General features: G+C 64.5%; 19 protein-coding genes and 1 tRNA gene. 12 read left to right on the top strand and 8 right to left on the bottom strand.

The genetic code is table 11. The features are described from left to right. Nucleotides 1-128: 128 nt before the first annotated feature. The 4 genes from K426_RS19515 (at nucleotide 129) to K426_RS19500 (ending at nucleotide 3,836) form a co-directional block, all read left to right on the top strand. The gene (locus K426_RS19515) at nucleotides 129-1,388 is read left to right on the top strand and encodes an APC family permease (RefSeq protein ID WP_082748711.1); all 1,260 of its coding nucleotides are present in this window, start codon (nucleotides 129-131) and stop codon (nucleotides 1,386-1,388) included. Continuing rightward, nucleotides 1,385-2,167 carry a polyphosphate kinase 2 family protein gene (locus tag K426_RS19510; RefSeq protein ID WP_066562029.1) on the top strand — a complete coding sequence of 261 codons (783 nt, stop codon included), beginning with the start codon at nucleotides 1,385-1,387 and terminating at the stop codon, nucleotides 2,165-2,167. The genes K426_RS19515 and K426_RS19510 overlap by 4 nt, the downstream gene beginning before the upstream one ends. 157 nt (nucleotides 2,168-2,324) lie before the next feature. Beyond that, nucleotides 2,325-3,581 (top strand): methyl-accepting chemotaxis protein, encoded by a 1,257-nt coding sequence (locus tag K426_RS19505; RefSeq protein ID WP_269465588.1) that lies wholly within the window; start codon nucleotides 2,325-2,327, stop codon nucleotides 3,579-3,581. Between the two features lie 69 nt (nucleotides 3,582-3,650). Then, nucleotides 3,651-3,836 (top strand): hypothetical protein, encoded by a 186-nt coding sequence (locus tag K426_RS19500; protein ID WP_066560473.1) that lies wholly within the window; start codon nucleotides 3,651-3,653, stop codon nucleotides 3,834-3,836. 187 nt (nucleotides 3,837-4,023) lie between these two features. Here K426_RS19500 and greB read toward each other — a convergent pair whose 3' ends face one another. After that, a complete protein-coding gene (greB, locus tag K426_RS19495; protein ID WP_066562027.1) occupies nucleotides 4,024-4,509 on the bottom strand; it encodes a transcription elongation factor GreB in 486 nt (161 codons plus the stop codon). Nucleotides 4,510-4,530: 21 nt separating this feature from the next. Then, nucleotides 4,531-6,567, bottom strand: coding sequence for a lytic transglycosylase domain-containing protein (locus tag K426_RS19490; RefSeq protein ID WP_066562025.1), 2,037 nt, complete (start codon nucleotides 6,565-6,567; stop codon nucleotides 4,531-4,533). 171 nt (nucleotides 6,568-6,738) lie between these two features. Between K426_RS19490 and dapA the strand changes: the two genes are divergently transcribed. The 6 genes from dapA (at nucleotide 6,739) to recA (ending at nucleotide 12,920) form a co-directional block, all read left to right on the top strand. Continuing rightward, a complete protein-coding gene (dapA, locus tag K426_RS19485) occupies nucleotides 6,739-7,617 on the top strand; it encodes a 4-hydroxy-tetrahydrodipicolinate synthase (RefSeq protein WP_066560463.1) in 879 nt (292 codons plus the stop codon). Between the two features lie 128 nt (nucleotides 7,618-7,745). Next, nucleotides 7,746-8,228, top strand: coding sequence for an SsrA-binding protein SmpB (smpB, locus tag K426_RS19480; protein WP_066560460.1), 483 nt, complete (start codon nucleotides 7,746-7,748; stop codon nucleotides 8,226-8,228). Further along, nucleotides 8,228-8,821, top strand: a complete 594-nt coding sequence (locus tag K426_RS19475) for a DUF2062 domain-containing protein (protein WP_066560457.1) — start codon at nucleotides 8,228-8,230, stop codon at nucleotides 8,819-8,821. Before smpB ends, K426_RS19475 begins: the two co-directional genes overlap by 1 nt. Before the next feature lie 48 nt (nucleotides 8,822-8,869). After that, a complete protein-coding gene (locus tag K426_RS19470) occupies nucleotides 8,870-11,296 on the top strand; it encodes a response regulator (protein ID WP_066562023.1) in 2,427 nt (808 codons plus the stop codon). 91 nt (nucleotides 11,297-11,387) lie between these two features. Beyond that, on the top strand, nucleotides 11,388-11,744 hold the full coding sequence (locus tag K426_RS19465) for a response regulator (protein ID WP_066560455.1): 357 nt from the start codon (nucleotides 11,388-11,390) through the stop codon (nucleotides 11,742-11,744). A 102-nt stretch (nucleotides 11,745-11,846) separates the two neighbouring features. Next, entirely contained in the window at nucleotides 11,847-12,920 is a 1,074-nt protein-coding gene (gene recA, locus K426_RS19460; protein ID WP_066560453.1) for a recombinase RecA, read from the top strand. A gap of 408 nt (nucleotides 12,921-13,328) precedes the next feature. Here recA and K426_RS19455 read toward each other — a convergent pair whose 3' ends face one another. Together K426_RS19455 and K426_RS19450 are read right to left on the bottom strand one after the other, a co-directional pair. Beyond that, nucleotides 13,329-17,531: a translocation/assembly module TamB domain-containing protein gene (locus tag K426_RS19455; protein ID WP_066560452.1), complete on the bottom strand. Its 4,203-nt coding sequence runs from the start codon at nucleotides 17,529-17,531 to the stop codon at nucleotides 13,329-13,331. Next, complete coding sequence (locus K426_RS19450; RefSeq protein ID WP_066560449.1) at nucleotides 17,531-19,621, bottom strand: autotransporter assembly complex protein TamA; 2,091 nt, start codon at nucleotides 19,619-19,621, stop codon at nucleotides 17,531-17,533. The genes K426_RS19455 and K426_RS19450 overlap by 1 nt, the downstream gene beginning before the upstream one ends. 137 nt (nucleotides 19,622-19,758) lie before the next feature. Between K426_RS19450 and recJ the strand changes: the two genes are divergently transcribed. Further along, complete coding sequence (gene recJ / locus K426_RS19445; protein ID WP_066560446.1) at nucleotides 19,759-21,525, top strand: single-stranded-DNA-specific exonuclease RecJ; 1,767 nt, start codon at nucleotides 19,759-19,761, stop codon at nucleotides 21,523-21,525. 120 nt (nucleotides 21,526-21,645) lie between these two features. Beyond that, nucleotides 21,646-21,721, top strand: a tRNA-Glu gene (locus K426_RS19440). 208 nt (nucleotides 21,722-21,929) lie between these two features. Here the strand turns inward: K426_RS19440 and K426_RS19435 are convergent. From K426_RS19435 to K426_RS19420, 4 genes are all read right to left on the bottom strand, one after another. Then, nucleotides 21,930-23,066 carry an Arm DNA-binding domain-containing protein gene (locus tag K426_RS19435; RefSeq protein WP_021246312.1) on the bottom strand — a complete coding sequence of 379 codons (1,137 nt, stop codon included), beginning with the start codon at nucleotides 23,064-23,066 and terminating at the stop codon, nucleotides 21,930-21,932. Next, nucleotides 23,027-23,230: an excisionase gene (locus tag K426_RS19430; protein ID WP_021246311.1), complete on the bottom strand. Its 204-nt coding sequence runs from the start codon at nucleotides 23,228-23,230 to the stop codon at nucleotides 23,027-23,029. The genes K426_RS19435 and K426_RS19430 overlap by 40 nt, the downstream gene beginning before the upstream one ends. 756 nt (nucleotides 23,231-23,986) lie before the next feature. Further along, complete coding sequence (locus K426_RS19425; protein WP_021690788.1) at nucleotides 23,987-24,655, bottom strand: MobA/MobL family protein; 669 nt, start codon at nucleotides 24,653-24,655, stop codon at nucleotides 23,987-23,989. Nucleotides 24,656-24,728: 73 nt separating this feature from the next. Beyond that, nucleotides 24,729-25,118 (bottom strand): helix-turn-helix domain-containing protein, encoded by a 390-nt coding sequence (locus K426_RS19420; protein WP_021246309.1) that lies wholly within the window; start codon nucleotides 25,116-25,118, stop codon nucleotides 24,729-24,731. Nucleotides 25,119-25,381 lie beyond the last annotated feature (263 nt).

Here is a 25,381-nt window from a genome sequence, read left to right as displayed (position 1 = left end):
TGCTCCTGCGAAGGCAGGAGCCCAGTCCCGCCGTCTGAACTGGGCTCCTGCCTTCGCAGGAGCACGGTGCAAGCGGGGCTTGCTTCCTTTCTGCCCTTTCGATGTAAGGAAGGGCAAGGGGGACCGCCATGCTTGACGAACAGATGTTGCCGGACAAACAGACCGGCCTTGCGCGCAGCCTGGGCGTGGCGGGCGTGCTGTTCCTGACCCTGTCCGCGACCACCCCCGCTTCTTCCGTCTTCGTCATCATCCCCGGCATGTTGCAGGAGGCCGGAACCGGCGCGATCTGGGCGATGATCCTGGCCAGCCTGATCTGCGTCACCACCGCCTTCATCTATGCCGAACTCTCCTCCGCCTGGCCGGTCGCGGGCGGCGAATATGTCGCGGTGGCGCAGACCTTGGGGCCGATGGCGGGCTTTGTCATGCTGGGCGTCAATGTCTTCAACAATGTGCTGTTTCCGCCCGTCGCGGCGCTCGGCATCGCATCGGTCATGGCGACGGTCGTGCCGGGGCTGCCCGCCGTCCCGGTCGCCGTCGCGGTGATGATCGGGTCGACGCTGGTCGCGATCCTCAATATCCGGGTGAATGCCGTCATCACCGGGCTGTTCCTGCTGGTCGAATTGCTGGCGGTGGCCGTGGTGGTGGTGCTGGGCTTTGCCGATCATGCGCGACCGGCGCTGGAGTTCCTTACCCACCCTGTCGCGATTGCGGGAGACGGCTGGGCGCCCGCCAGCGCCGCTTCCATCGGCGTCGCCACGACCATCGCGATCTTTGCGCTCAACGGCTATGGCATGGCCGTCTATTTCGGTGAGGAAATGCATGAGGCGCCCAAGCGGATCGCCAGGACCATCCTTGCCGCTCTGGGGCTGGCGCTGCTGTTCGAAGGGGTGCCGCTGCTTGCGCTCTTGTTGGTGAAGATCGACCTTGCGACCCTGCTGACCGTCGATGACCCCTTCGGCCTGCTGGTCCGGCAAAGGGGCAGCGCGGGGCTGTCGGCTCTGGTGTCGGTCGGCATCGTGCTCGCCATCGTCAACGCGATCATCGCCTGCGTGCTGGCCTGCGCACGTTTCTTCTATTCGACCGGGCGGGACCGAGCGTGGATTCCGCGCATCGACGACTGGCTGGTGGCGATCTATGGCGGCATCGCGTTCGCGGCTTTGGCCGGGCGTCGCAGCGGAGCGAGCGCCCATGCGCCCTACAAGATGCCGCTTTATCCGCTTGCGCCGATCGTGACCTTGCTGGCTCTGGCCTATGTCGTCTGGACGAGCTGGCTCGATGTCGAGGAGGGGCGCCCCGGCCTGATCGCCACCGCCGCGCAGATTGCGGGTTCGATTCTTTGGTATAAGCTGGTGCTCTGCCGCCGTGGCCAGTGGAAGGTGCAGACATGACCATCGACCTTGCCGATTATGAAAAGGGCGCGAAGCTCAAGGGCGATTATGAGGAGAAGCTGGCGCAGCTCCAGCAGCGGCTCGCGAAAATCCAGGTCGCGCACATCATTCATGACCGGCGCAGCGTCATCCTGCTGGAAGGCTGGGACGCGGCGGGCAAGGGCGGCATCATCAAGCGCATGACCGCCGAATGGGACCCGCGCTATTATCAGGTCCATCCCATTTCAGCGCCCAATGGGGCGGAGCGCGACCATCATTTCCTCTGGCGTTTCTGGACGCGGCTGCCAGCCGGGCGCAACATCTCCATCTTCGACCGCAGTTGGTATGGCCGTGTGCTGGTCGAGCGGGTCGAGGGTTTCTGTTCCAAGGGCGAATGGAAACGCGCCTATGACGAGATCAACGCCTTCGAAAAGCAGCAGGTCGACGCCGGGACCAACATCATCAAGCTGTTCGTCCATATCACGCAGGAAGTGCAGGACGAGCAACTCGCCCAGCGGCTGGACACGCCGTGGAAGCGGTGGAAGACCGGGGCCGACGATTATCGCAACCGGGCGCGGCGGGCGGATTATCTGGACGCCATGCACGACATGTTCCGCAAGACCGATATGAAAGCGGCGCCCTGGCAGGCGATCGACAATAATCATCGCCGGGCCGGGCGGATCGCCGCGCTGGCTTATGTGGTCAAGCGCCTGGAAAAGCTGGTGCCGATGGACTTTCCGGAGGCCGATCCCGAAGTCGTGAAGCTGGCGGCCAAGGCCTATGGTTATAAGGTGCCATAGAAAATATCGTGAAATCAGTGCCTTGTAACAAAACTGTCATCAAATTCTAACGGCTCATTTACCATTTTGGGCCTAATCGGCGCTTATGTACGCGCCCCAGATGCTCGACCGATCTCCGCCGAAACCGATCCCTTCCCAGGGGACAGGCCTGGTTCCTGTGACGCCCAGTCCGGCGATTCGACTGGGGCGCCCGCTCAGCGAAGCGGTCGACCATTTTCAGCATGATCCGGCGCTGCGGCTGTTGCCGGTGCTGGACGCCGCGGACCGGCCGGTGGGCGCGATCTACGAGCGCGACATGCGGCGCATCCTCTTCAATCCCTTCGGCCATGCTCTGTTGCGCAATCCCAGTTTTGGCGGCCGGCTGGACGATCATGTGCGGACTTGCGCGACGGTCGAGCGGCGCGCCAGCATCGAAGCGCTGATCGACCTTTATGCCGCGCAGGGGCAGGGCTGCGAGGGGCTGATCGTGGTCGATGGCGATCGCTATGCCGGGATCGCCGGAGGGCAGCTCCTGCTCAAGCTGGCGGCGGAGCGGGATGCGCGGGTGGCGCTGGCGCGGGTCGAGCGGCTGGAGATGGTGACGCGTGAAAGCGCGACCTTCCGGGGCGATATCCAGACGCTGATCGCGGATCTGGTGGCTATGGCGGACATGCTCTCGCGGCTGGCGGAGGATGCGGCGGAGCGGTCGGCGCATAATGGCCATGCTTCGGCGGGGATGGCGGTGGCGGCGGCGCAGACGGCGGACAATCTGTCGGGCATCGCGGCGTCGGGGCGGGAATTGGGGCTGTTGTTCCAGTCGATGGAGGAAGAAGTGCGGGAGGCGGGCGCCGCCATTCGTGCAGCGGTCGACCAGACGCAATCGGGCGCGGCGCAGACGCGGACGCTGAGCGTGCAGGCCGACGGGATCGGTGAAGTGACCGCGCTGATCGACGCGATTGCGCGGGCGACGACGACCTTGGCGCTCAATGCCGGGATCGAGGCGGCGCGTGCCGGGGATGCCGGGCGCGGCTTTGCGGTGGTTGCGCGGGAAGTGAAATCGCTTGCCGGGCAGACGCGGGAGGCGGCGGCGGAGATCGCGCAGCGGATCGACCATATTCGCGTCACCGTCGGCCATGTCGCGCAGGGCCATGCGCATATGGACGCGGCGATCGCGACGGCGGACCGGCTGTCGGCCTCCGTATTCCAGGCGGTGGCGCGGCACGGAGCCTTCAGCCGGGCGATTGCGGGCAGCGTGGAGGAGGCGGGCGAGGCCAGCGAACATATCCGCGCCAGCGCCAGCCAGATCAGCGTCAATGCGGGCGTGGCGGTGGAAGGTGCGCAGGCCATGCGCAACGCGGCGAGCCGCTTGTCGGAAGAAGCGCACCGGCTGGATGATCGCGCCAGTGCCTTCATCCGGGCGATTCAGGCGGCCTGAAGAGAAAACGGGCTGGCGTCGGCGGCAAATCGGGTTAGGCTCAGCTTCCAAAAAAGAAGGAGAGGATGCATGCTCGTCATGTTCGTGGGCGCCGACCGGACCGAAACCGCCGTCAATGCCGCGCAGGTCACCTTCGTTTCATCGGTCACCGACGGCACCCGCATCCGCTTCGGAGAGGGGCGCAGCGTGACCGTGGTTGAGCCGATCGGGGAAGTGATGGAGCGGCTCAACGTGTCGTTGCGACCGCATGATTAGCGGCCGGCGCGTTGGTGGGTGAGGGGGAAGGCGGACGGTCTGCTTCGCGCTGTTTTTCTTGAAGCGCATCGTGCTCCTGCGAAGGCAGGAGCCCAGTTCCTGCGGTGCGATGATCCGCAAACGGCGGGACTGGGTTCCTGCCTTCGCAGGAACACGGATGCGCTTAATGGCGGAAATTGACCAATAATCACTCCGGATAGCGGATCGCCATCACCTCATACTCCTTCTCCCCCGCCGGGAGCATGACGCGGCGCAGGTCGCCCACCGCCGCGCCGCGCAGGGCGCGGGCGATGGGGGTGGCCCAGCCGATGCGGCCCGCGCTGGCGTCCGTCTCGTCATTGCCGACCAGGGTCACGGTGCGATGCTGGTCGTCCTCGTCCGCGATGGTGACGGTGGCGCCGAAATAGACCTTGCTCTTGTCGGGCTGCTGGCGCGGATCGACGACCTTGGCGTCCTTCATTTTGCGCGACAGGCGCTTCAACTGGCCGTCAATCTCGCGCATCCGCTTGCGGCCGTAGAGATAGTCGCCATTTTCGCTGCGGTCGCCATTGCCCGCGGCCCAGCTCACCACTTCCACGATCTTCGGACGCTCGACGCCGAGCAACTGGTCATAATCGGCGCGCAGCTTCGCAAAGCCTTCGGGGCTGATGTAATTGGGATAGGCGGTGCTCATGCCCCTGCCCATAAACTAAGTTCAGCCCGGTGTCTGCTTGCCGAGATATTTGGACAGCGGCGTCATTGTGCCCCGGAAACGCGCGCGCTGCGGGTTCATCGCTTCGTAGACCACGGCATTTTCCAGCACCCGCTGGACATAGTTGCGCGTCTCGAACAGCGGAATCTGCTCGATCCAGCGCAGCATGTCAGCGCCGGGCAGGCGCGGGTCGCCATTGGCGCTGATCCAGCGGTTCACATTGCCCGGCCCGGCATTATAGGCCGCCACCGCCAGCGGATAGCTGCCGCCATAATAGTCGAGCATCCGCTGGAAATAGGAGGAGCCCAGCATGATGTTGTAGCTGGGATCGTTGAGCGCGCCGGGGTCATAACTCATGCCCAGTTTCCCCGCCTGCTCCCGCGCCGTGCCGGGCATGAGCTGCATCAGGCCGCGCGCGCCCGCATGGCTGACGATCTGCCGGTCGAACTGGCTTTCCTGCCGGGCGATGGCGTGGACCATGGTCCAGTTAACTTGCGCTTCGGTCGGAACCGGCACGCGCGGGAAGGCGCTTGTCCCATAGCCGGTGAGGCCGCTCGACACGGCGCGGCGGCCGACCATCACGCCCATGTCGGGACGGCCGATGCTCTGCGCCAGTTCGACGGCCAGATAATGGTCCGCGTCGCTGTCGGCATTGTTCGCGATGGCGCGGGCGAATTTGCTCTGATCCTCCCAATAGCCCATTTCGCCCAGCGCCTTCACCGCCCGGACGACCGAGCGGTTGGCGAAGGCGGTGCGTTCGGCAGCGGAAATTTCCACCGGGCGCTCGACAGCGGCAGGGGCCGGGATCGGGCTGCCCAGCCGTTCGAGCGCGAGCTGGCCGTAAAACTGGTCCGGGAAGACGGCGGCGCGGGCGAAATAGCTGTTCGCGCTGGCGGCATCGCCCGCCTGGAGTGCGGCGCGCCCGGCCCAATAAAAGCCCTTGGACTGGGTCTGCGGCGATTTGGCGGCGGTGGCGTAGCGGCGGAACATCTCCACCGCGTCGGCGGGCCGGTTCAGATTGTAGAAGGCCGTCGACCCCGCCAGCCAGGCGAGGCTGGTATAATCGTCGCGCTCGCCAATCGGGCGCGTGTTGACGTCGGTGCCGGGCAGATAGGCGTCGTCCAGCTTGCTGGCGATGCCGTAGGCGAAGCTCCACTGGCTGTCATTTGCGGCGGCGCGGGCTTGTGTGAGCAGCGTCTCATACCATTTTTCCGCGTCGCCGGGACGGAAGGTCAGCGCCGGGCGGTTGGCGAGATATTGGCGGCTGGCGATCCAGTTGCCGGTGCCCAGCAGCCAGCTTGCCTTGTCCGCGACGAAACCCGCGTCGCTCGCGCCGATGCTTTCCGCAAACTGCATTTTCATCGGGGCATCCGGCGCCTTCTGGCGGAAAGCGATGCGCGCCTCATAGACCGGGCGGCGGGCGGGCGAGACAAGGCCAAGCATCCGCTGTGCGCCCATGATGTCGCCCTTCCACAGCAGCATGTCGGCGCGCAGGTCATGTTCGACCGAGGTCCAGCTTGAACCGAAGAGCGGGAGCAGCCGCGCTTCGTCATCGGGCGACAGCGTGCCGCCGATCCAGGCATTGCGCGCGGCGACCCGCGCTTCGCCCATGCGATTCTGCTGCATCAGCGCCAGCGCATAGCGCGCATTGCCGGTGGCGGTGCGCGGAGGGAAGCGGGTGAAGAAGGCGACGACCTGACCCGGATCATAGCTGTTGGGGTTGATGCCGGTTTCCGCCAGCCGCCGCATCCGGTCCTCGCCCGGCCAGCCGGGATTGGCCATGATGAAGCTGGCATAGGTCGAAAAGCCCAGGGCATCGCTTTGCTGGAGCGCGCGCCACTGGCTGATCGTGCCGGAGATGCTGGGATCGCTCGCCATGCCGATTCGGCCCTGCGCCTGTTGCCAGGGACTCGGCTCATGGGAATTGGGAATCGACTGCACCACGGCGCCCGGCGGATAGGCCGCAGCGGGTGCTGGCACGGGCGTTTCCGTCTGGGCGCTGGCGCCTGCGGTAAAAAGCAAAAGAGCAATCAAAGGCATACGGACCATGACGGTTTCTGGGGTTAATTCAGGATTACGAGATGTCACCCTACTGGACATTATCGCAATTGCATCCTTATCAGGCCCTGAATGACGCGCTATAGCGCGCCGTTCGCGTGTTTGACGCTATGATGCCCCGGAATCCCGGTGAATTGAAGGAGTTTGTTTGCGATGTTTTCCGGGTCGATTCCGGCGCTGATCACGCCCTTCCGCGATGGCGCCGTGGACGAGGCGGCTTTCCGCGCCTTTGTCGACTGGCAGATTGCCGAGGGCAGCAGCGCTCTGGTGCCCTGCGGCACGACCGGCGAAAGCGCGACCATGACGGTCGAGGAGCATAATCGCGTCATCGCCATCTGCGTCGACCAGGCGGCGGGCCGGGTGCCGGTGATCGCGGGCTGCGGCTCCAACGACACGCGAATCGCGCTGGAGCATATGTTCGCGGCGCAGGCGGCGGGCGCCGATGCGGCGCTGGTGGTCGCGCCCTATTACAACAAGCCCAATCAGGACGGCGTCTATCAGCATTTCGCCTATCTGGCCGAGCGATGCGACCTGCCGATCGTGCTGTATAATGTGCCGAGCCGCACCATCACCGATATCGGCGTCCCCGTCATCCACCGCCTGTCCGAAGAATTCCAGTCCATCGTCGGCATCAAGGACGCTACCGGGAATCTGGGGCGGGTCAGCGCACAGCGCCTCGCCTGCCGGCCCGATTTCTGCCAGCTTTCCGGGAATGACGAAACCGCGCTGGGATTCAACGCCATGGGGGGGAAGGGCTGCATCTCGGTCACGGCCAATGTCGCACCGCGCCTGTGCGCCGATTTCCAGAAAGCGATTGCGTGCGGAGATTGGGATGGTGCCTTGGCGCTTCAGGATCGTCTCTACCCGCTGCATGATGCTCTGTTCAGCGATTCTTCACCCGGCCCGGTCAAATACGCCCTTACGCGCGTGCGGCCCGACATGCCCGGCGATGTCCGCTTGCCGATCACTTGGCCGTCGGAATCGAGCCGCGCCGCCGTTGACCGGGCGTTGGAGATTGCCGGACTGGTATAAGGCTGCGCCGTCCCCATATCCCCTTCTTTCGGGCCGCGTGCCCGGAATAAGGACCGGGCGCAGTGCGTATAGGATGCGACTGGGTTCGACACGAACGCCATAATCGAACGGAAGTTTAGAAAAGACTGATGGCCCGACCCCGTCCCGAAGCCTTCGATAAGAAGAAGATCGTTGCCGAGAACCGGCGCGCGAAATTCGAATATTTTCTGGAGGATGTGTTCGAGGCGGGCATCGCCCTGCAAGGGACCGAGGTCAAATCGCTGCGCTTTGGCGAGGGCAATATCGCGGAAAGCTATGCCGAGCTGAAGGGCGAGCAGGTGTGGCTGGTCAACAGCAACATCCCGGAATTCAGCCATGGCAACCGCTTCAACCATGAGCCCAAGCGCCCCCGCAAGCTGCTGTTGCATGAGCGGGAGATCGCCCGGATGCACGGCGCGGTGGAGCGCAAGGGCATGACGCTGGTGCCCTTGAGCATCTATTTCAACAGCCGGGGCAAGGCGAAGGTCGAGCTGGCGCTGGCCAAGGGCAAGAAGACCCATGACAAGCGCGAGACGATCAAGGAACGCGACTGGAAGCGCGATCAGCAGCGCATCATGAAGGCGCATCGCTGATGGACAACAGACTCAGCCGCTGGTGGCACGCCAATGCCCCGACCCGCGAGTCGCTGGAACATAATCGCTTCCTGGCCCCGGTGGCGCATCGGGTGCTGGAGCCGTCCTTGTGGCGCTTTACCCGGCGGTCGGTGCCGCGTGGCGTGGCCTTGGGACTGCTGGTCGGCATCTTCCTGCTGATCCCCGGCGTGCAGATTGCGGGCGCGGCGCTGCTGGCGCTGCCCTTCCGTGCGAATATTCCGCTGGCGGCGGCGATGACCTTCCTTTCCAATCCCGCGACGACGCCGCTGTTCCTGATGGCGTCGGTCTATATGGGCAACTGGATGCTGGGACGCAGCGCCGACGCATCGGGCTTCATGGCGCTGGTCGACAAGCACGCCTCGATCCGCGACTGGTGCGCCTGGCTCTTTTCCGAAGCGGCGCCGGCGATGTTGCTGGGGCTGGCGCTGATTTCCCTCGCTTTCGCGGTGGTGGGCTATTTCCTGGCCGACTGGATCTGGCGCCATCGCATGGGCCGGAAATGGCATGCGCGCAAATTGAGGATTGGCAAGGCACTCGAAAGCAGCGCATTGGAGGAAGTCGCTTCGGCCTGACGGGCAGGGGCGGCAAGTCCATTGTGAATGCAGGGGGATAGCCGGGCCGTGTCCGCGCGTGTGATCAGGGATGGAGACGCTTGGGCGGCTGACCGGCCGTCGCCTCTGATCCTGCCTCTGCTGATCCTGCTGGCGCTGATTTCGGCGGGGCTGGTCGTCTATGCCGCCGGGAACTGGGCGCTGGGCGCCGGTTTCGGCGCGGCGGTGCTGGCCGGGGCGGCGCTACTGAGCTGGTATCGCAAGCTCCATCCGCAGGAAGTGGCGGTGGGCGAGGCCGTGCCCGACTGGACGGTGGCGCGGGCTGCGGCGGATGCGTCCAACATGGCGATCGCCGTCACTGACCGCGCCGGGCGGCTGGTCTGCGCCAGCGATCTGTTCGGGGAGTGGTTCCCCGGATTTCCCGCGCCGCCGCATATCACCAGCGATGCTGCCCTGTCCGACAATCTGGGCAATGCCGCCCGCGCCGCCTGGCGCGATGGCGAAGCGCGGGTCGAGGGGATCGTTCAGGGCGCGCTGCGTCTGGACGCCTTCATTGGCCGCACCGGCCGGTCGGAAGATTATCTGCTGTGGCGCTTTTCCCCGGTGCGCCAGCCGAGCGCGCTGGATGACGTGCATCGCCTGCTGACCGGGGAAGCCGGGCGGCAATTGGGCGAGGCGGGCATCATGGCGGTGATGATCGGCGGCGAAGGGCGCATCCGGGCGGCCAATGGCGCTTTCCTGCTGCGCGCCGCCGGGCGGATCGATGCGAATATCACCGGCCGCGATTTCGCCGCGCATATGCGGGTGGACGACAAGGCGCGGTTGTTCCTGGCGCGGGAGGAATCGGGCGGCATTCCGCTGCGGCTGTTGCAGGTGCCGCTAAAGCGCGCCACCCAGCCCGCCGGCGCGCAATCGGGCGCGCAGGACGGGCCGATGCTGCTGCTGCTGATCGACGAGCCGGCGGGCAATGCGGGTGGGACATCAGCGCTTTCCTATATCGAAACCCTGCTGTCCTTGCTGCCTTTCGGTCTGGCCATGGCGGATCGCGACGGACGGGTTTTGTTCATGAACAAGGCCTTTTCGCGGGCGGCGGGCCTCAAGGTCGAGGAAAAGCCGAGCTATCCTGGCGATCTGGTGGTGCGGGAGGATCAGGCGGCGGTGGCCGATGCGGTGCGGCGCTTTGCGGTCGGACCGCAAATGTCGGGCGACGTCGCCGTGCGCATGCGCAGCCAGCCCGACGAGCCGATCGCGCTCAGCCTTGCCGGTGTGCGGGGCTTGGGCGAGGCGGCGGTGCTGCTGTCCCTCAAGGACAATAGCGAGGAAAGCAAGCTCAAGCGGCAGGTGGCGCAGGCGACCAAGATGCAGGCGATCGGCCAGCTCGCGGGCGGCGTGGCGCATGACTTCAACAATATCCTGACCGCGATCATCGGCCATTGCGACCTGATGCTGATGCGTCATACGCCGGGCGACAGCGACTATGACGACATCCAGCAGATCAAGTCGAACAGCAACCGCGCGGCGGGGCTGACGCGGCAGTTGCTGGCCTTCTCGCGCCAGCAGACGTTGCGGCCGCAGATATTGCAATTGCCCGATATCGTCGCGGACGTCTCCAATCTGCTGAAGCGCCTGCTGGGCGAGAGCGTGAAGCTGGAAGTCACCCATGGCCGCAATCTGGGCGCGGTGCGTGCCGACCCTGGCCAATTGGAGCAGGTGATCGTCAACCTGGCGGTCAATGCGCGCGACGCCATGCCGGAAGGCGGCACGCTCAATATCCAGACCTATGCCGTGCCCGCCGCCAAAGTGCGGGAGATGCGATCGGACATATTGCCGCCTGCCGATTATACGGCGGTGCGGGTGTCCGACACTGGCCTCGGCATTCCGCCCGATATTCTCTCGAAGATTTTCGAGCCCTTCTTCACCACCAAGGAATTGGGGAAGGGGACCGGTCTGGGCCTTTCCACCGTCTACGGCATCGTCAAGCAGTCGGGCGGGTTCATCTTCGCGGAGTCCGAGCTGGGGCGCGGGGCGAGCTTCGTCATCTACCTGCCGGTCTATCAGGGCGCCGATGCCGATCAGGCCGCCCAGCCCAAGGCGCCGGTCCGCCGCAGCGAAACCTGGGGCACCGGCACGGTGCTGCTGGTGGAGGACGAGGATATGGTGCGCGCCGTTGCCGAACGCGCGCTGACGCGGCAGGGCTATAAGGTGCTGACCGCCAATGACGGCGAACAGGGGCTGGAAGTCTTGGGCGGCGATGAAAAGATCGACCTGCTCATTTCCGACGTGGTGATGCCCAATATGGACGGCCCGTCCATGGTGGCGCGGGCCAGGGCCAGCCATCCCGACCTGCCGGTGCTGTTCATGTCCGGCTATGCCGAGGAACAGTTGCGTAAATCGATCGATATCGCCAATGTGGCCTTCCTGCCAAAACCCTTTTCCGTCAGCCAGTTGGCGGAAGCGGCGCGGGATGCACTGGCGATGCGGCCGGCGCCGGAGTGAGTTTGGAGAATGAACTTCTGCGCAGCCGGGGAATTATGCTGGTCGGAAATCGCGTTTGGGGCAGCGATGGGCAATATTGGGGACCGCAAGCATGTCTGACGGCAAGACCATCCTGATCGTCGAGGATGAAGCAATGATCGGCATGATGCTGGAGGATTATCTCGACACGCTCGGCTACCGGCTGCATGCCATTGCCGAATCGGTCGATGAGGCTTGCGTCAAGGCGCGTGAGGGCGGCTTCGACGCGGCGCTGCTCGACTGCAACCTGCATGGTGAGAAAAGCTGGCCGGTGGCGGACATATTGGCGCAGAGCGGCATACCCTTCGTCTTTGCGACGGGGGGCATGGCGGACGATCTGCCGACCGGCCATGCGGACCGGCCGACATTGGCCAAGCCCTTCACCATCGGCGCGGTCGAACGCGCGCTGAACAAGGCGCTGGGAATATAAAGGGAAATTTTCGTTCCCCTCTTGTTCCATAAGAACAAACAGGATACATGGTGGCCACGCGCCACTTAAATCGGCGTGTTCCGCTTGACAGGGGATAGGCCGATGACAGCAATGCTCTCACTCATCGATTCCAAGAAGACAGGGACAATGGACAGACAGAAAGCATTGGAAGCGGCCCTTTCCCAGATCGACCGTGCCTTTGGCAAGGGCTCTGCGATGAAGCTGGGCAGCCGCGAGAAGATCGAGATCGAGGCGATCTCGACCGGATCGTTGGGACTGGACATCGCGCTTGGCATTGGCGGCCTGCCGCGCGGGCGCATCGTGGAAATCTATGGCCCGGAAAGCTCGGGCAAGACCACGCTGGCATTGCATGCCATTGCCGAAGCGCAGAAGGCCGGCGGCACCGCGGCTTTCGTGGACGCGGAACATGCGCTCGACCCCGGCTATGCCAAGAAGCTGGGCGTCGACATCGACGAACTGATCGTGTCGCAGCCCGACACCGGCGAACAGGCGCTGGAGATCGTCGACACGCTGGTGCGATCGAATGCGATCGACGTGCTGGTGATCGATTCGGTCGCCGCGCTGGTGCCGCGTGCGGAAATCGAGGGCGAAATGGGCGACAGCCATGTCGGCCTTCAGGCCCGCCTGATGAGCCAGGCGCTGCGCAAGCTGACCGGCTCCATCTCGCGCTCGCGCTGCTTGGTGATCTTCATCAACCAGGTCCGCATGAAGATCGGCGTCATGTACGGGAACCCCGAAACAACGACCGGTGGCAATGCGCTCAAATTCTATGCCTCGGTGCGTCTCGACATCCGCCGCACGGGCCAGATCAAGGACCGCGAAGACATTGTCGGCAACGCGACCCGGGTGAAGGTGGTCAAGAACAAGGTGGCCCCGCCGTTCAAGCAGGTCGAATTCGACATCATGTATGGCGAGGGCGTGTCCAAGATCGGGGAACTGCTCGACATTGGCGTGAAAGCGGGTCTGGTCGAGAAATCGGGCGCCTGGTTCTCCTATGACTCGGTTCGTATCGGCCAGGGTCGCGAGAATGCGAAAACCTTTCTGAAAGAACATCCTGAGATGGCGGAACGCCTTGAAAAGGCGATCCGCGGCAAGACCGAGGAAGTGGCTGAAGGGATGATGGCCGGACCCGAAGCGGAGGATGATGGCGAATAAGCGCTGACAGGCTTTCCGGCCAGATCAACCGGAGAGCCTTGGCGCGATACTGCCCGCCTGTCGCTTCACGCACTGAAAAGGCCCGCTGCGCGACTGGCGCAGCGGGCCTTTTACCGTAGGGATATATGCGCCAGACATTCGCTGGTGGCATCGAGGCGATACGGTGGCAGAGAATATAATGACTGGGATTGGCCAATTGCGGACGCGGAGTCTTCCCCTCCCCTTCAGGGGAGGAGATCGAGGGGTGGGGGCGTGCCCCACGCGCAGACTCAGCCTATGGGGCACTCCCCCACCCCAACCCCTCCCCTGAAGGGGAGGGGCTAATGTCCGCCTTCCACCCAAAGCTGCTCGATTTTTTTAAGGCCGACGGTCAATTTTGATCCCATCGCCCGCTACCGCCGAACGGGCTTAATAATCCTTCGAATAGCGCAGGTTGGCCGACGACCCTGCATTGGTGCCGGTCTTCGACAACAGGCTGAGCGTCTTGGACAGGGAGATTTCAAGCTGCGTGGCGGTGAAACCCTTGGGGTCGGTGATCACCTCCACATAGATATTGTTGGAAATATGCTGGCCGACCGAGAGCGACGTTCCGCGCCCGGTCGCTTCGTCGCCGCCGACGATGCCGATGCGGTCGACGCCTGAGGCGTTTTGCAGCTTGCCCATCGGATTAAGGCCGCCGCCGCCCCCGCGCAGGCCGTTGAGCGCCGCCGCCAACTGGATCGCCTGCGTGGCGGAGAGGTTCGCCACATTGTCCCCGAACAAGATGCGCGCCAATATTTCGTCCTGCGGCAGCGTCGGGGTGGATACGAAGGCGATGTCCGGCCGCTGCGCCGTGCCGCCGACCGCGATCCCCGCCGTCACATCGTCGATCCGGGTTTCGGCGCGGATCGCCAGCGTGGGGTTCATCATCGGGCCGTTGAAGCTGATGACGCCCTGTTCCAGATCGAACTGGTGGCCGGAGAAGCTGTAGCGGCCCCGGATCACCTCGATCTTTCCGATCAGGCGAGGATCGGTGGCGGTGCCGGTGATGCGCATGTCCGTCTTCCATTCGGAATCGAGTCCCATGCCGGTCACATAGATTTCGTTATCGGCGCGCAGGCGGACATCGAGTTTCCATGGCGTCGGCTTGGCCGCTGCCTGCCGCGCGGCGAGGCGCTGGTCGAGCAGCTCGGAGCCTTCGCCCTTGCGCCGGACGCCGGTCAATTGGCGTATATCGGTGCCGCCCTGCCTGGCGACGCGATAGCGAGTTTCCGGGAGCGACAGGTCGCCCTTGATCAGGCCGCCATTGGCCGCGCTGTTGCTGATGTTGAGCGTGCCGCTGACGACGCTGGTGATCGCCTCGCTGCGCGCCAGTCGCGCACGGTTCAGCTTCACCGCTATGTCCATCGGATAGCGGCTTTCCGCCGCCAGCCCTACAGTGCCGCTTGCCTGTACGGTCCCGTCCCCCGCACGCCCGGAAAAGTCGCGCAGGTCGAGCCGGTCGTTGGTGAACCGCCCATCGAGCCGCAGCTGCGTGACCCGGGTGCCGAAGCTCTCATTCTCATAAGTCAGCGCATTGGCGCGGACCAGGCCATTGAGGCGCGGCGCGGTCAGCCGCCCGCCGAAATCCGCCGCGACCGCAATCGGCCCCGTCAATTGCTGATCCGCCAGCCCGGCGAAGGAAAAAAGTACATCGGCCGGTCCGGCATAGCGGATGCCGCCGCCCAGCGGCGCGGACTGCAGTTGTTCGCTCCAGTTCGCCCCCGGTCCCGGTGGGGCGAGCGTCGCGACGAAGCGGCCCAGCGTCGCATTGCCGCGCCGGATGAGACCGCGCATGTCGCCGCCCGCGCTGGACAGCTTGCCCTCGATCGCCATTGATACCGGATCGGACACGGCGGTCAGGCTGGAGCGGCGGAAATCGCTGATCGCAAGGCGGGTGGTTGCGGTCGGGAAAGCATATCCATTTTGCGCGAAGTCCAACGTGCCGGTGGCCTTGCCGCTGACGCCCAGGCCCGGCGTCGCCATATTGACGATGGCCAGGTCGAAATCCTTGAAGCGCGCCTGCATTGCCGTCTGCTGGCCGAAGCGGCCTGCGAGGTCCACGCGGCCCTGCGGCAGCACCAAGGTCGCGGGTTCGAGGCGATAGCCCCCGCGTTCGATACGGATGATGGCGGGCGTGGCGAAGCGGAAGGGGATGTTGCTCGCCCGGCCCTCCAGTGCGATGGCATAGAGGGTTGGCCGCAGCGCGGCGTTCATCGCAATGGAGAAGGGCGCGCCCGTCGATCCATCCGCGACGAGCTGCGCCCGGCCGCGCCCGCCCCGATAGTCGATCCGCCCACGCGCCTTGCGCACGACATAACCGCCATAGGCGGCGTTCGCCATCTGTACGTCGGCGGTGATCTGAGGCTGGTCGGCCAGCACCATATTCGCCGCGATCAGCGCGCGGCCGATCGCCACATCGGCTTCGCCCGGCAGCTTCGCATTGCTCGCGATGGCATTGAGCTGCGCGCCCTGCGCCTTACCCACTGCCATCAACTTCACCGCGCCGCTGATCCCGGAGCCATTCATGGCAAGCTGGCCGGTAAAGGAACCAGCCGGGCTTTGCTGCACGCGACCGTTCATGTCGACCCCGGCGAAACGCGCCCTGGTGATGTCGACGATCAGCGGGCCTTTCGCGGTGCGGATCAGTACATTGGCGAAAAAGGGTCCATAGGGCGACCCGCCGATGGTTTCGAGCCGATAGCCTGCCGCCTCTCCATGCAGCTTCGCGACCACGTCATGCAACTGCACGCCGATATTGGGCCGGGCAGCGCGCAGCACCGCCTGCGGTCGTTCCATCGTGCCGCGCACGGTTAACGCCAACGGACCATATTGGCGGGACGAAGCCTTGGCGTCGAAGCTGATCGCGCCGTCCGTATCATAGCTGCCGGACCCGGAATGGACCTGGAAATTGGGTGCCGCGCCTTTCAGCCCGGCGAGCGTGAACTTGCCCTCCGGCGTCATGCCGATGCGCCCCGACATCACGGCATTGCCGCCCAGGAAATCGCGGACCGAGGCATTCTCCCACCGCGCGGTGCGGACGCCGAACCTGCCATCCAGACCGAAGCCACCCCTCGGCCCCGGCACCAGATGCACATCGGTGTTGAGATTGACGATGCCGACGCCATCGATCTTGTAGTCGTTCACCCGGCCCTTGAGCGCGCCGCGATAAATGGCGTTGTCGAGATCGGCCAGCACGATGGCGGTGGCGTCCACCCGGTCGCTGTCGATCTTCAGATTGTCGCTGATCAGCTTGCCCGCGGCATAAGCGAAATCGCCCTTCACCCGCAGATCGTGCAACAGGCCGCCCGCCGCCGCATTGAGGCCGGTGACGCGGTTGGCGGTGGCGCTCACGGGAATGCGGATGCGGTCGGCATCGATCACCGCGCGCCCGCTGGCTTTCAGATTTTCGATGCCGGTGGCGTCGAAGGCGAGTTGCTTCGCCGTGATGTCATAGTCGATGAAGGGCGTCGCCATCGGCCCGTCAAGGATCACGGAGGCGCGCACGTCGCGGCCCTTCACCTTTTCCATGATCGCGCCGGGGGTGAGTAGCGCGGCATCGATCTTGAGCGCGCTGAACCGGCTCTTGCCGAGGTCGACCAGACCTTGCGCCGTGGCGGAAAGAGCGGGAGATTTCAGCGATCCCTTGAGGTTCACCCGCCGCTCGTTGAGGCCGGCGAACAGATCGACGTCCAATGCTGGGGTGGTCAGCCGGTCGACCGTCCCGGCAAAGACCAGCCCGGGGCGCACTGGTCCCTTTGCTGTGAAATTGCCGTCCCGGGCCGCGAGCGCGATCTTCGCCAACTCTCCCTTGCCCGAGGTCGCGACCAGCAGTCCGTTCCACGCCTGCCATGTCCCCTTGCCGTCCAATGTCGCGGTGAAGCCGTCAGTCAGGCCGCTCATTGCCGCGATCACGCCGCCCTTGGGCGCGGTCAGCCTACCCTTCATGGCAAGGCGGTTCTGTGCGGGCACGGCGTCCAAGCTTGCAGCCAAACGGTCGCCGCTGTCCACCACCGCATTGGCCGACAGGATCGCCCGGCCGTCCGCGATATGCGTGACGCCGTCGATGGCGATCTCGCGCTTCTGGCCGATGACGGGCTTGGCGACGAGGAAACGGGCGATCTTCAGCCGGTCGACGTCGATGTCGAGGTCGGGCAGGATCGGGGCATTGGGATCGGTCCTGGTGACGTTGAACTGCGGGCTACGCGCCAGCACCACCATCGGGCTTTCCAGCAGCCGCACCGAAATATGGTTGTTGATGTAGCGGAAGGGGTTCCACACCACATGCACTTCCGGGCTGACCGCGAAGATGCCCTTGGGATCGCGCAGCACCAGATTGCGGATCGTCATGTCGTCATAGATCGACCCGTCGATCCGGCCGACCTCGATCGCCATGCCCGATTCCAGCTTGAGCGCGGCGATCTGGCGGATCAGGAATGTCTTGCCCGGCTGGGTGTTGAGGAACAGCAGCAGCCCGGCGGCCAAAACCACCAGCGCGATGACAAGGCCGACCGCGCCCAGCGCGATCTTCTGCCAGAGCGGCCGCTTCTCGCGAATGATGATCGTTTCGGTGGGAGGGGTCTGATCCACCATCAAAATGCCTGCCCGATGCCGATATAGAGCGCGAATTTGGACTCGCCCGGCTGCCGGTTGACCGGCATGGCGATGTCCGCGCGGAAGGGGCCGAAATTGGTATAGAAGCGCCCGCCGATGCCGACGCCGTAACGAACGTCGGAAAATTGCGGCATGGAGCTTTCATAGACCTGACCCGCATCGACGAAGGCGACCACGCCATAGTCCCCGAAGCGGTAGCGGCCCTCGACCGCGAATTCGTTGACGGATCGGCCGCCGATCGGATCGTTGTTCGCGTCCTTCGGCCCCAGTTCCTGATAGCCATAGCCGCGCACCGATCCGCCGCCGCCGGCATAGATGCGCCGGGAGGGCGCCACATCGTCGCGCTTCACCCCGCTGATCGTGCCGACCCGCGCCCGCCCGGCGATCACCAGACTGTCGGATAGCGGATAATAGCCGGTAAGGTCGAAGGTCGCGCGCAGATAGGGCGAGAAGCGGCCATGCAGCGACCCTTCCGGCTCCCCGCGCAAATTGGCGCGGAAGCCCTTGGTCGGGTTCAGCAGATCGTTGGAGCGGTCATAGCCGATCTGCACCGGCAGACCGCCGATGAAATAGGTCCGCCGCGCCTTGTCCGCCGTCGCCGGGTCGACCACCACCTGTTCGTTGCTCAGCAACACTTCCGCGCCATAGCTGTAGGTCCAGCGCTTCTGGAAGATCGGCGTCGACTGGCGCGACCAGCCGATATTGAGACCCGCCGTATAGGCTTCATAGGCGTCGTAATTCTGATGGTTGAGCGAGATGCCGGTCTGGAAGCTCTTGTCGCGCTTGCCCGCATTGGAGCGGCGGAAGGTGCCCGATGCGCCTTGTTCCTGCGTGCCCGCAATGACGCTGGCGATCACCGCGCCTTCGGGCGGGAAGAGGTTGCGGTGGGTCCAGGTGCCCTCGGCGCGAAAGCCCTGGCCCGTGCCATAGCCTAGTTCTCCGGCCAGCGTGCGGGGCTTGCCTGCCTCCTGCGTGACGCTCAGGTCGACATATTCGGTGCCGTCCGGACCCGGCTCGTTGGTGCGCACGGGATCGATCGAAATGCTCGAAAACAGCCCCGTGGCCACAAGCGCCCGGCGCAGATCGTCGACCTTGCGGCTGTCATAGAGCTCGCCCGGCTTGAAGCGGCTGATGACCTTCATATGATCGGCGCCAAAGGCCTGCTTCTCGCCCGCGGTGGTGATGCTCCGGAACGATCCGCGCGGCCCCGTCTCCACCGGCAGCTTATAGTCGCCTGTCGCTGTCGCGGGATCGAGCAATATGTCGCGCTGCCCGACCTTGGCGAAGGGATAGCCGTTTTCCGGCAGCTTGACGCCGACATTGGCCTCCGCGCCCTCGACCGCCGCCGCGACGATGAAGTCGCCGGTCTGGAGCGGCAGGCTGTCGCGGACCAGGTCCGGCGGCACCGTCGGCCCGGCATGGATGACGATGTCCCCGATCCTGTAGCGCTTGCCCGGCGTGACCGAGACGATGGCCTTCAGCGCACCATCGCCCGCCTGATCCAGCGAGGCGAGGGCGGTCGCGTCATAATAGCCCTCCGAATAGAGCAGCCGGATGGCCAGCGCCTCGTCTTCATGGGCGCGGGCCTGGACCATCGCGGCGGTGTCGGCCTTGCCGCCGCCGTCGATCAGCGCGGAAGAGTCGCGGAACTCGTCTTCCAGCCCCGTCTTGCCGAAGCCCTCGACCGTCACCGCATAACGCACCGCCAGTGTCTTTTCATGGGGGTTGGCGTCGGTCGCGACTTGCAACGGCGCCTGCACGCTGTCGAGCGGCGGCAGCGGCTGCGCCAGTTCGCGTTCCTCCTGCGGCTCGACTGCCGGCGGCAGTTCCTGCGTCGCGCTCGCCCCCGGCATTTGCTGATCGATCCATTGATCGATCGGCGGCAAGGACGCGCTGCTGTTCGCAGGAGCCTCGCCCGTCTTGGGCAGCCGCGCCTCGAACTCGCTGTCGGGCAGGATCGGTTCCTCCTGCTGGGGCGGGGGCGGCGTTTGGGCCATCAGGGGGAGGGGGGAGGCCGCCATCATCATCAGACCCAAGGCTCGCCGGACCCGCTTCTGCCTTGAACCCATGGAAACCGCGTTGCCCCTTTTTGCCCGGCGCCCGTTGCGGGCGGGAATAGCAATACGCGCAATAAGTTGCTTCGGTTCCGCTTGCGTCATGGGGGCGACCGCTTCCCTCCGAATCCCAACCGGTCTAGAGCGGACCCATGACCATTGCGCTCAACATCACCCGTTCGATCGTCGGTCAGCCCTGGCGGTGGCGTGGAGGCAATGGGGACGGGCGCGATCCGGGCTATCGGCCCGACGATCTGGTGACGCAATTGCTGTTGGCGCGGGGTTGTCCGCGCGACGCGGTAGAGGCGCATCGCAATCCCACCATCCGTCATTTCATGCCCGACCCCAGCCTGTTCCGCGACATGGACGCCGCCGCCGAACGCTTGGCCGACGCGGTGGTGCGCGGGGAGGATGTCCGCATCTTCGGTGATTATGACGTGGACGGCGCGACCAGCGCCGCGCTGCTGATCCGCTTGCTGCGCGATCTTGGGCTGGCTGCCCGCCCCTATATTCCCGACCGGCTGATGGAGGGCTATGGCCCATCAGGCGAAGCGCTGGTCCGGCTGGCGGGAGAGGGCGCCACACTGATCGTCACCGTCGATTGCGGCGCGCAGGCTTTCGAGGCGCTTGCCATGGCGAAGGCGGCAGGCGTCGATGTGGTAGTGGTCGACCATCATAAATGTGGCGCGTCGCTGCCCGAAGCGCTGGCGCTGGTGAACCCCAATCGTCTTGACGAAGCGACAGAAGCCGCCGCTCATGGCCATCTGGCGGCGGTGGGCGTGGCGTTCCTGCTCGGCGCGGCGCTGATCCGGGTGTTGCGCGGGCGCGGCTGGTTCGCCCAGCGATCCGAACCGCCGCTGATGGAACTGCTCGACATCGTTGCGCTTGGGACGGTCGCGGATGTGGCGCAACTCAAGGGTCTCAACCGCGCCTTCGTCGCGCAGGGTCTCAAGATCATGGCGAAGCGGCGTAATATCGGCCTCTCCGCGCTGATCGACGCCAGCCGCCTGACGCGGGCGCCGCTCTGCCATGATCTGGGCTTTGCACTCGGCCCGCGCATCAATGCGGGCGGGCGCGTGGGCAAGGCGGATCTGGGCGTGCGGCTGCTGACCACCGAAGACCCGGCGGAGGCCGCGAAGATCGCCGCCGAACTCGACCAGCTCAATGAAGAACGCCGCGCCATAGAGGCCGCCGTTCAGGCTGAGGCGGAGGAACTGCTCGCCGCGCAAGGCAATCGGGCGGTGGCGCTGGTATCGGGCGCGGGCTGGCATCCGGGCGTGATCGGCATCGTCGCCGGGCGCATCAAGGAGAAAGCGGGCCGCCCAGCCATCGTCGTCGCGATCGATGAGAATGGCACCGGCAAGGGATCGGGCCGCTCGATCTCCGGCGTTGATCTGGGCGCGGCGGTGCTGGCAGCGAAAGACAGCGGCCTGCTGGTCGCGGGCGGTGGCCATGCCATGGCGGCGGGGCTGACGGTTGCGGCGGACAGGATCGATGCGCTGGCCGAATTTCTGGATGAGCGGCTTGCCAACGCAGTGGCCAAGGCTCGCGACGACCGGGCGCTGCTGATCGACGCGGTCCTGGCGCCTGCGGGGGTCAATCCGGACTTCGTCGCCGCCATCGACGCGGGCGGCCCCTATGGCGCGGGCTGGCCTGCGCCGTTGATCGCTTCCGGGCCAATGCGGGTCATCAAGGCGGATGTCGTCGGCAATGGTCATTTGCGTGCGATCATGGCGGGCGACGACGGCCGCTCGATCAAGACCATCGCTTTCCGCCAGGCCGAATCCGATCTCGGCCAGGCCATTCTGGGCGCGCCCCGCGACCGGCGGCTGTGGATTGCGGGCCGGGCGAAGATCGACGATTGGGGGTCGCGCCCGGCTGCCGAACTGCATCTGGAGGATGCCGCCTGGGCCGATTGAAGAGCGGATCGGCAATTTTTTGCTCTGCGTCATTTACATGACGAAAAGGGGGTTGACCGCTCCGAAGCCACCGCCTAATGCCCGCCTCGCTTCGCAGTGACGCCCAAGTGGAACTGCAGTGGCCCCTTCGTCTAGCGGTCTAGGACGCGGCCCTTTCACGGCTGAAACACGGGTTCGATTCCCGTAGGGGTCACCAGCTAAGTAGTTGATATTGTTAGGGGGAATCGCGAAAATGCGGTTTCCGTGGCACTTTCGTGGCACATTTGGCGTTTTTCGAGGCCACCCCAGCCCCCGTTCCAGGCTCTTTTAGATCACCTCAATAGCTGCCCAGTAGACGAGGGATTCGTTCGCGGCAGCCGCCACCGACAGGCAAGCCCTCCCCACAGACCAGCCAGACATCCGCGTCAGGAACCGTAGATCTGATTGAGCTTGGCTGCTTCGCGGCCATAGTCCGCGTGATCGATCCATTTCGAGTAGTGCCGGAACAGCATTGCCGCGCTCTTGTGGCCAAGCTGGCGGGCGATATAGGCCGGGTTCACCCCGCCCATCAGCGCCGTCGTCGCGTAAGTGTGGCGCGTTTGATAGGCATCACGGCTGCGGATGCCGAGCGCACGCAGTGCGGGATGGAAATAGAGCTTCCGCTGATCCTGCACGTCCGGCCACGGCGTGTTTGTGACCGGGTTGATGAAGATCGGCGAATCGAGCCCCCGCATGAAGCTGTGCGCCTTCTGGCGTCTAAGCACGGCCATCATTCGCGGAGTAAGATCGACGTCGCGCACGGTCCTGGTCTTGGTCGATTTCTCCACGGCCCGGACGCGGGCACGCTCGACCCGGATGGACTGGCGCTTCCAGTCGACGTCGCGCCACTGGACGACGATCTGTTCGCTGGGACGCATGCCGGTCCCGAAGGCGAACTCATACCAGTTCCAGACCTGCTCGTCGTAACGCTCGTGCATATAGGTGAGGATGCGTTCGGTCTCTTCCCGGTCGAACGGGTCCGGCTCGCGTTTCTGATGCTTCTGGCTCTTGATCCGTTCCAGCGGCGAGCGGTCGATCAGCTCGTCGTCGAGAGCCATCTCGAAGATGCCGCGCAGCGGAATGACGTTGTTGTTGATCGTCTTGCCGCTGACCTGCTTCGCCCGGTCGGCGATGACCTTCTTGATCTCGCTCGGCTTGATGCTCTTGAGTTGCCGCTCACCGAAAGCCGGCGACCAGACATTATTGATCGCCGACACATAGTCGGACATCGTCGATTTCTCGACTACGAGCGTTGCGAGCCACTCTTTCGCATAAGTCTTGAAGCCCGCGTATTTGTTCCGGTCGGGTTTGGCATCACCCTTGGGAAACGTGCTTTCATAATCGAAGACGCCGAGATCGATTTCCTGATGGACACGGGCCATCAAGCGCTCGGCCGCCTTGATGTTAGCGGATGTGGGTTGGAGCTGGAGCGTTTCGCGATAGAGCCGCCCGTTCCAGCGGAAGCGGACGCGAATGCAGCTTTTCAGCGGCTCGACGCCAGTCCCTGGCCGTTTTCTACCCATTTGTGGAAGCCTTCGAGGTCGATGCAGATGCTGCCATCGGGAGCGCGGCGATATTCGCGGCCCTGAATCCACACGCCGTCGGCGATCTTTCGATAGACCGCTTTCTCGGTGTAGCCGGTCAGCTCGGCGAAGCGCTTGATGCGCACGTAGCGCGCGCCCGTCATGACAGTGCTCCGGTTGAGGAAAGGAAACCACGGACAGCCAACCGTCCGCTGCTTCCTCTCTCCTCCCGCTCCCTTCCCTTCCGGCCGATCTGCGATGACCGCATGGCCGGCCGACCAGGACGGGCAGGCGCTCGCGAACGTGGGTCTGGATAATCCTCGCAGAAATGGCGCATGGATCGCTGGCCTGTTGGGCAGCGCAAGCAGGCCATGACGCGACGTCAGTCTAGCATTTCGATCCTGGTCCTAAAAAGAGGCCAAGATCGCATATTTGGGCAACCCACTGCCTAATCTCGTGCTTTCGCCTGTCAGCCTATTGGCGTTGTCGCGCCTTGGAAGAGACTCGCAGCGTTCCACTCGCCGTTGTTGATGGCCTCGAAGAATGGGACAAATGATCGGGACGCATGGCGGCCTGCCGCGCGCGATCGCGGGCGCGCTGATTGACAGGAGGGGGTGGAGCCTCGATCGTCTCGGCGTCATCGTCAACATGACCGGTCCGCTCGCCGGCATGGCCTCCGCAATGCTCACCGGGTGGCTGGCCAACAGGCTCGGTCGGCGGCGGATACTTCTTGTCGCAGCGGCCGTTCAGCTTCTAGCCGTTTTCGCCGTGGCGGCAGCGGTCATGGCGACGGCAATCCCTGCCGCTGCCGTCGCCGCATGTGCAGTCGGTTATTTTCTCCTCTACACGCCCGCCGCAACCGCCCTCGCCGTCGTCATGATGGACCGCACCGCCGGTGAGGCGCCGGCCACGGACTATTGTCAGGATGTTTGCCGGGCGCGCGCCGCGATACGCTTGCGGGCCATGCCGATATGCTTAACCGGCGGAGCGTCGATGCCGCGTTCTTCGTTGGACCGATGATCGACGCGGACATCATAGCCGAGCGCCGCGAACTTATCGTTCAGCATCATCGCCCAGGCCGCGCGGATTTCGAGCAGCTTCACGCGGCTGTTCCATTCGCGCGGTTTCCGGCCGAACATGCCGTCGACAATCGGACGGGTCGGTATCAGCACATAGCCATGGTGGCGCTTGCCTCTGGGCGTATCGCCCATTTCGATCAGTGTCAGGTCGGCGGCAAAACCCGCGATGCAAAATATCTCGCTGGCGAAACGCTGCAGAACCGCGATCGACGCCGGCAGGTCCAGTTCATCGGGCAGCGCCACGTCGAACTGACGGCCAAGCTGCGCATCCTTGCGGATTTCGGCGGCTTCGAGCGCGTTCCAGAAACACTCGCGATCCTCCCACTGCGCGGGGCCCCCGGACGGCAGTATCAGCGCAGACCAGGCAACCGCCCGCTTGTTCACGAAATTGGAAAACCGGCCGTAGCGCTCATCGTACAGGCGGCAGCTGTTTTGCCATGCCGCGGCCGCGACGATACTGCGTCCGGCGCCGCGGCTGATGATATTCACATGGAAATGAAAGATCGCCATCTTTTCCGCCTGTCCCAGCGTCACGCCCGAACCGGACCGTCAATTTTCATGACTGGTCCTTCCCGCCGTCCCGCTACCATTCGGGTGAGAGGTCCTGTTTCAGCCCGGCGATCACCGCATCCGAGATCGCCTCAATGCATGTGCGTTCGATGCTGGCCAGGTCACCGTGGATCAGTTGCCGCGGGAACCGCATGCGTTGGCCCGCATAGAGGACAGGCAGCGCGATATGCGCGGTCGATGCACCGAGCCGGAGCAGTGCGATCAGATGATCCTCCAGCCTAATCCCCGGATCGCCGGACTCGATCGCGCGATACCAGCGCAGGCTTCCGCCCATTTCGGTGGCGACCTCCAGCTGCGTCAAACCGAGCGCCTTTCGCGCCTGCCTGATCTTCTCGCCGGAGAGCTTCTTGAGTTCCTTGAAGATCGACAGGTCGACGTCGGCGAATTTTCCATCGGATGCCATATGTCCTTCCTCCCCGGTTCGGCCCGTCGGGCTCTGTGGGTAATCCGGCAAAGGTAGGATCGTGGAGTAACCAGCATCAAGAATAGATGCCGATGATTTTAGAGGAATATCTCTGCCCATTTATAGCGGATGCGCGACCATATTTATGTTTCGACGCACAATGAGCAGTTAATTTCCATTTTCCTCCAAATCGGATCATTCAGGAACTTTATTGCCGAACCGGCACCAGATCAGTCCATGTGATCCCGAAAGCGAATTTATAA

Origin of the sequence: Sphingobium sp. TKS (genome assembly GCF_001563265.1) — a bacterium.
Taxonomy (GTDB): Bacteria; Pseudomonadota; Alphaproteobacteria; order Sphingomonadales; family Sphingomonadaceae; genus Sphingobium.
The sequence above is the reverse complement of the archived record's forward strand: the minus strand, read 5'-3'. Positions and strand labels throughout refer to the sequence as shown.

Excerpts from the sequence above, each read along its gene's own strand:
- recA (WP_066560453.1), top strand. The coding sequence starts at position 11,847 with ATGACAGCAATGCTCTCACTCATCGATTCCAAGAAGACAGGGACAATG.
- K426_RS19425 (WP_021690788.1), bottom strand. The coding sequence starts at position 24,655 with ATGGCGATCTTTCATTTCCATGTGAATATCATCAGCCGCGGCGCCGGA.
- K426_RS19430 (WP_021246311.1), bottom strand. The coding sequence starts at position 23,230 with ATGACGGGCGCGCGCTACGTGCGCATCAAGCGCTTCGCCGAGCTGACC.
- K426_RS19450 (WP_066560449.1), bottom strand. The coding sequence starts at position 19,621 with ATGGGTTCAAGGCAGAAGCGGGTCCGGCGAGCCTTGGGTCTGATGATG.
- K426_RS19455 (WP_066560452.1), bottom strand. The coding sequence starts at position 17,531 with ATGGTGGATCAGACCCCTCCCACCGAAACGATCATCATTCGCGAGAAG.
- K426_RS19510 (WP_066562029.1), top strand. The coding sequence starts at position 1,385 with ATGACCATCGACCTTGCCGATTATGAAAAGGGCGCGAAGCTCAAGGGC.
- K426_RS19435 (WP_021246312.1), bottom strand. The coding sequence starts at position 23,066 with ATGGGTAGAAAACGGCCAGGGACTGGCGTCGAGCCGCTGAAAAGCTGC.
- K426_RS19500 (WP_066560473.1), top strand. The coding sequence starts at position 3,651 with ATGCTCGTCATGTTCGTGGGCGCCGACCGGACCGAAACCGCCGTCAAT.
- K426_RS19490 (WP_066562025.1), bottom strand. The coding sequence starts at position 6,567 with ATGCCTTTGATTGCTCTTTTGCTTTTTACCGCAGGCGCCAGCGCCCAG.
- K426_RS19465 (WP_066560455.1), top strand. The coding sequence starts at position 11,388 with ATGTCTGACGGCAAGACCATCCTGATCGTCGAGGATGAAGCAATGATC.
- dapA (WP_066560463.1), top strand. The coding sequence starts at position 6,739 with ATGTTTTCCGGGTCGATTCCGGCGCTGATCACGCCCTTCCGCGATGGC.
- smpB (WP_066560460.1), top strand. The coding sequence starts at position 7,746 with ATGGCCCGACCCCGTCCCGAAGCCTTCGATAAGAAGAAGATCGTTGCC.
- greB (WP_066562027.1), bottom strand. The coding sequence starts at position 4,509 with ATGAGCACCGCCTATCCCAATTACATCAGCCCCGAAGGCTTTGCGAAG.
- K426_RS19515 (WP_082748711.1), top strand. The coding sequence starts at position 129 with ATGCTTGACGAACAGATGTTGCCGGACAAACAGACCGGCCTTGCGCGC.
- K426_RS19475 (WP_066560457.1), top strand. The coding sequence starts at position 8,228 with ATGGACAACAGACTCAGCCGCTGGTGGCACGCCAATGCCCCGACCCGC.
- K426_RS19420 (WP_021246309.1), bottom strand. The coding sequence starts at position 25,118 with ATGGCATCCGATGGAAAATTCGCCGACGTCGACCTGTCGATCTTCAAG.
- recJ (WP_066560446.1), top strand. The coding sequence starts at position 19,759 with ATGACCATTGCGCTCAACATCACCCGTTCGATCGTCGGTCAGCCCTGG.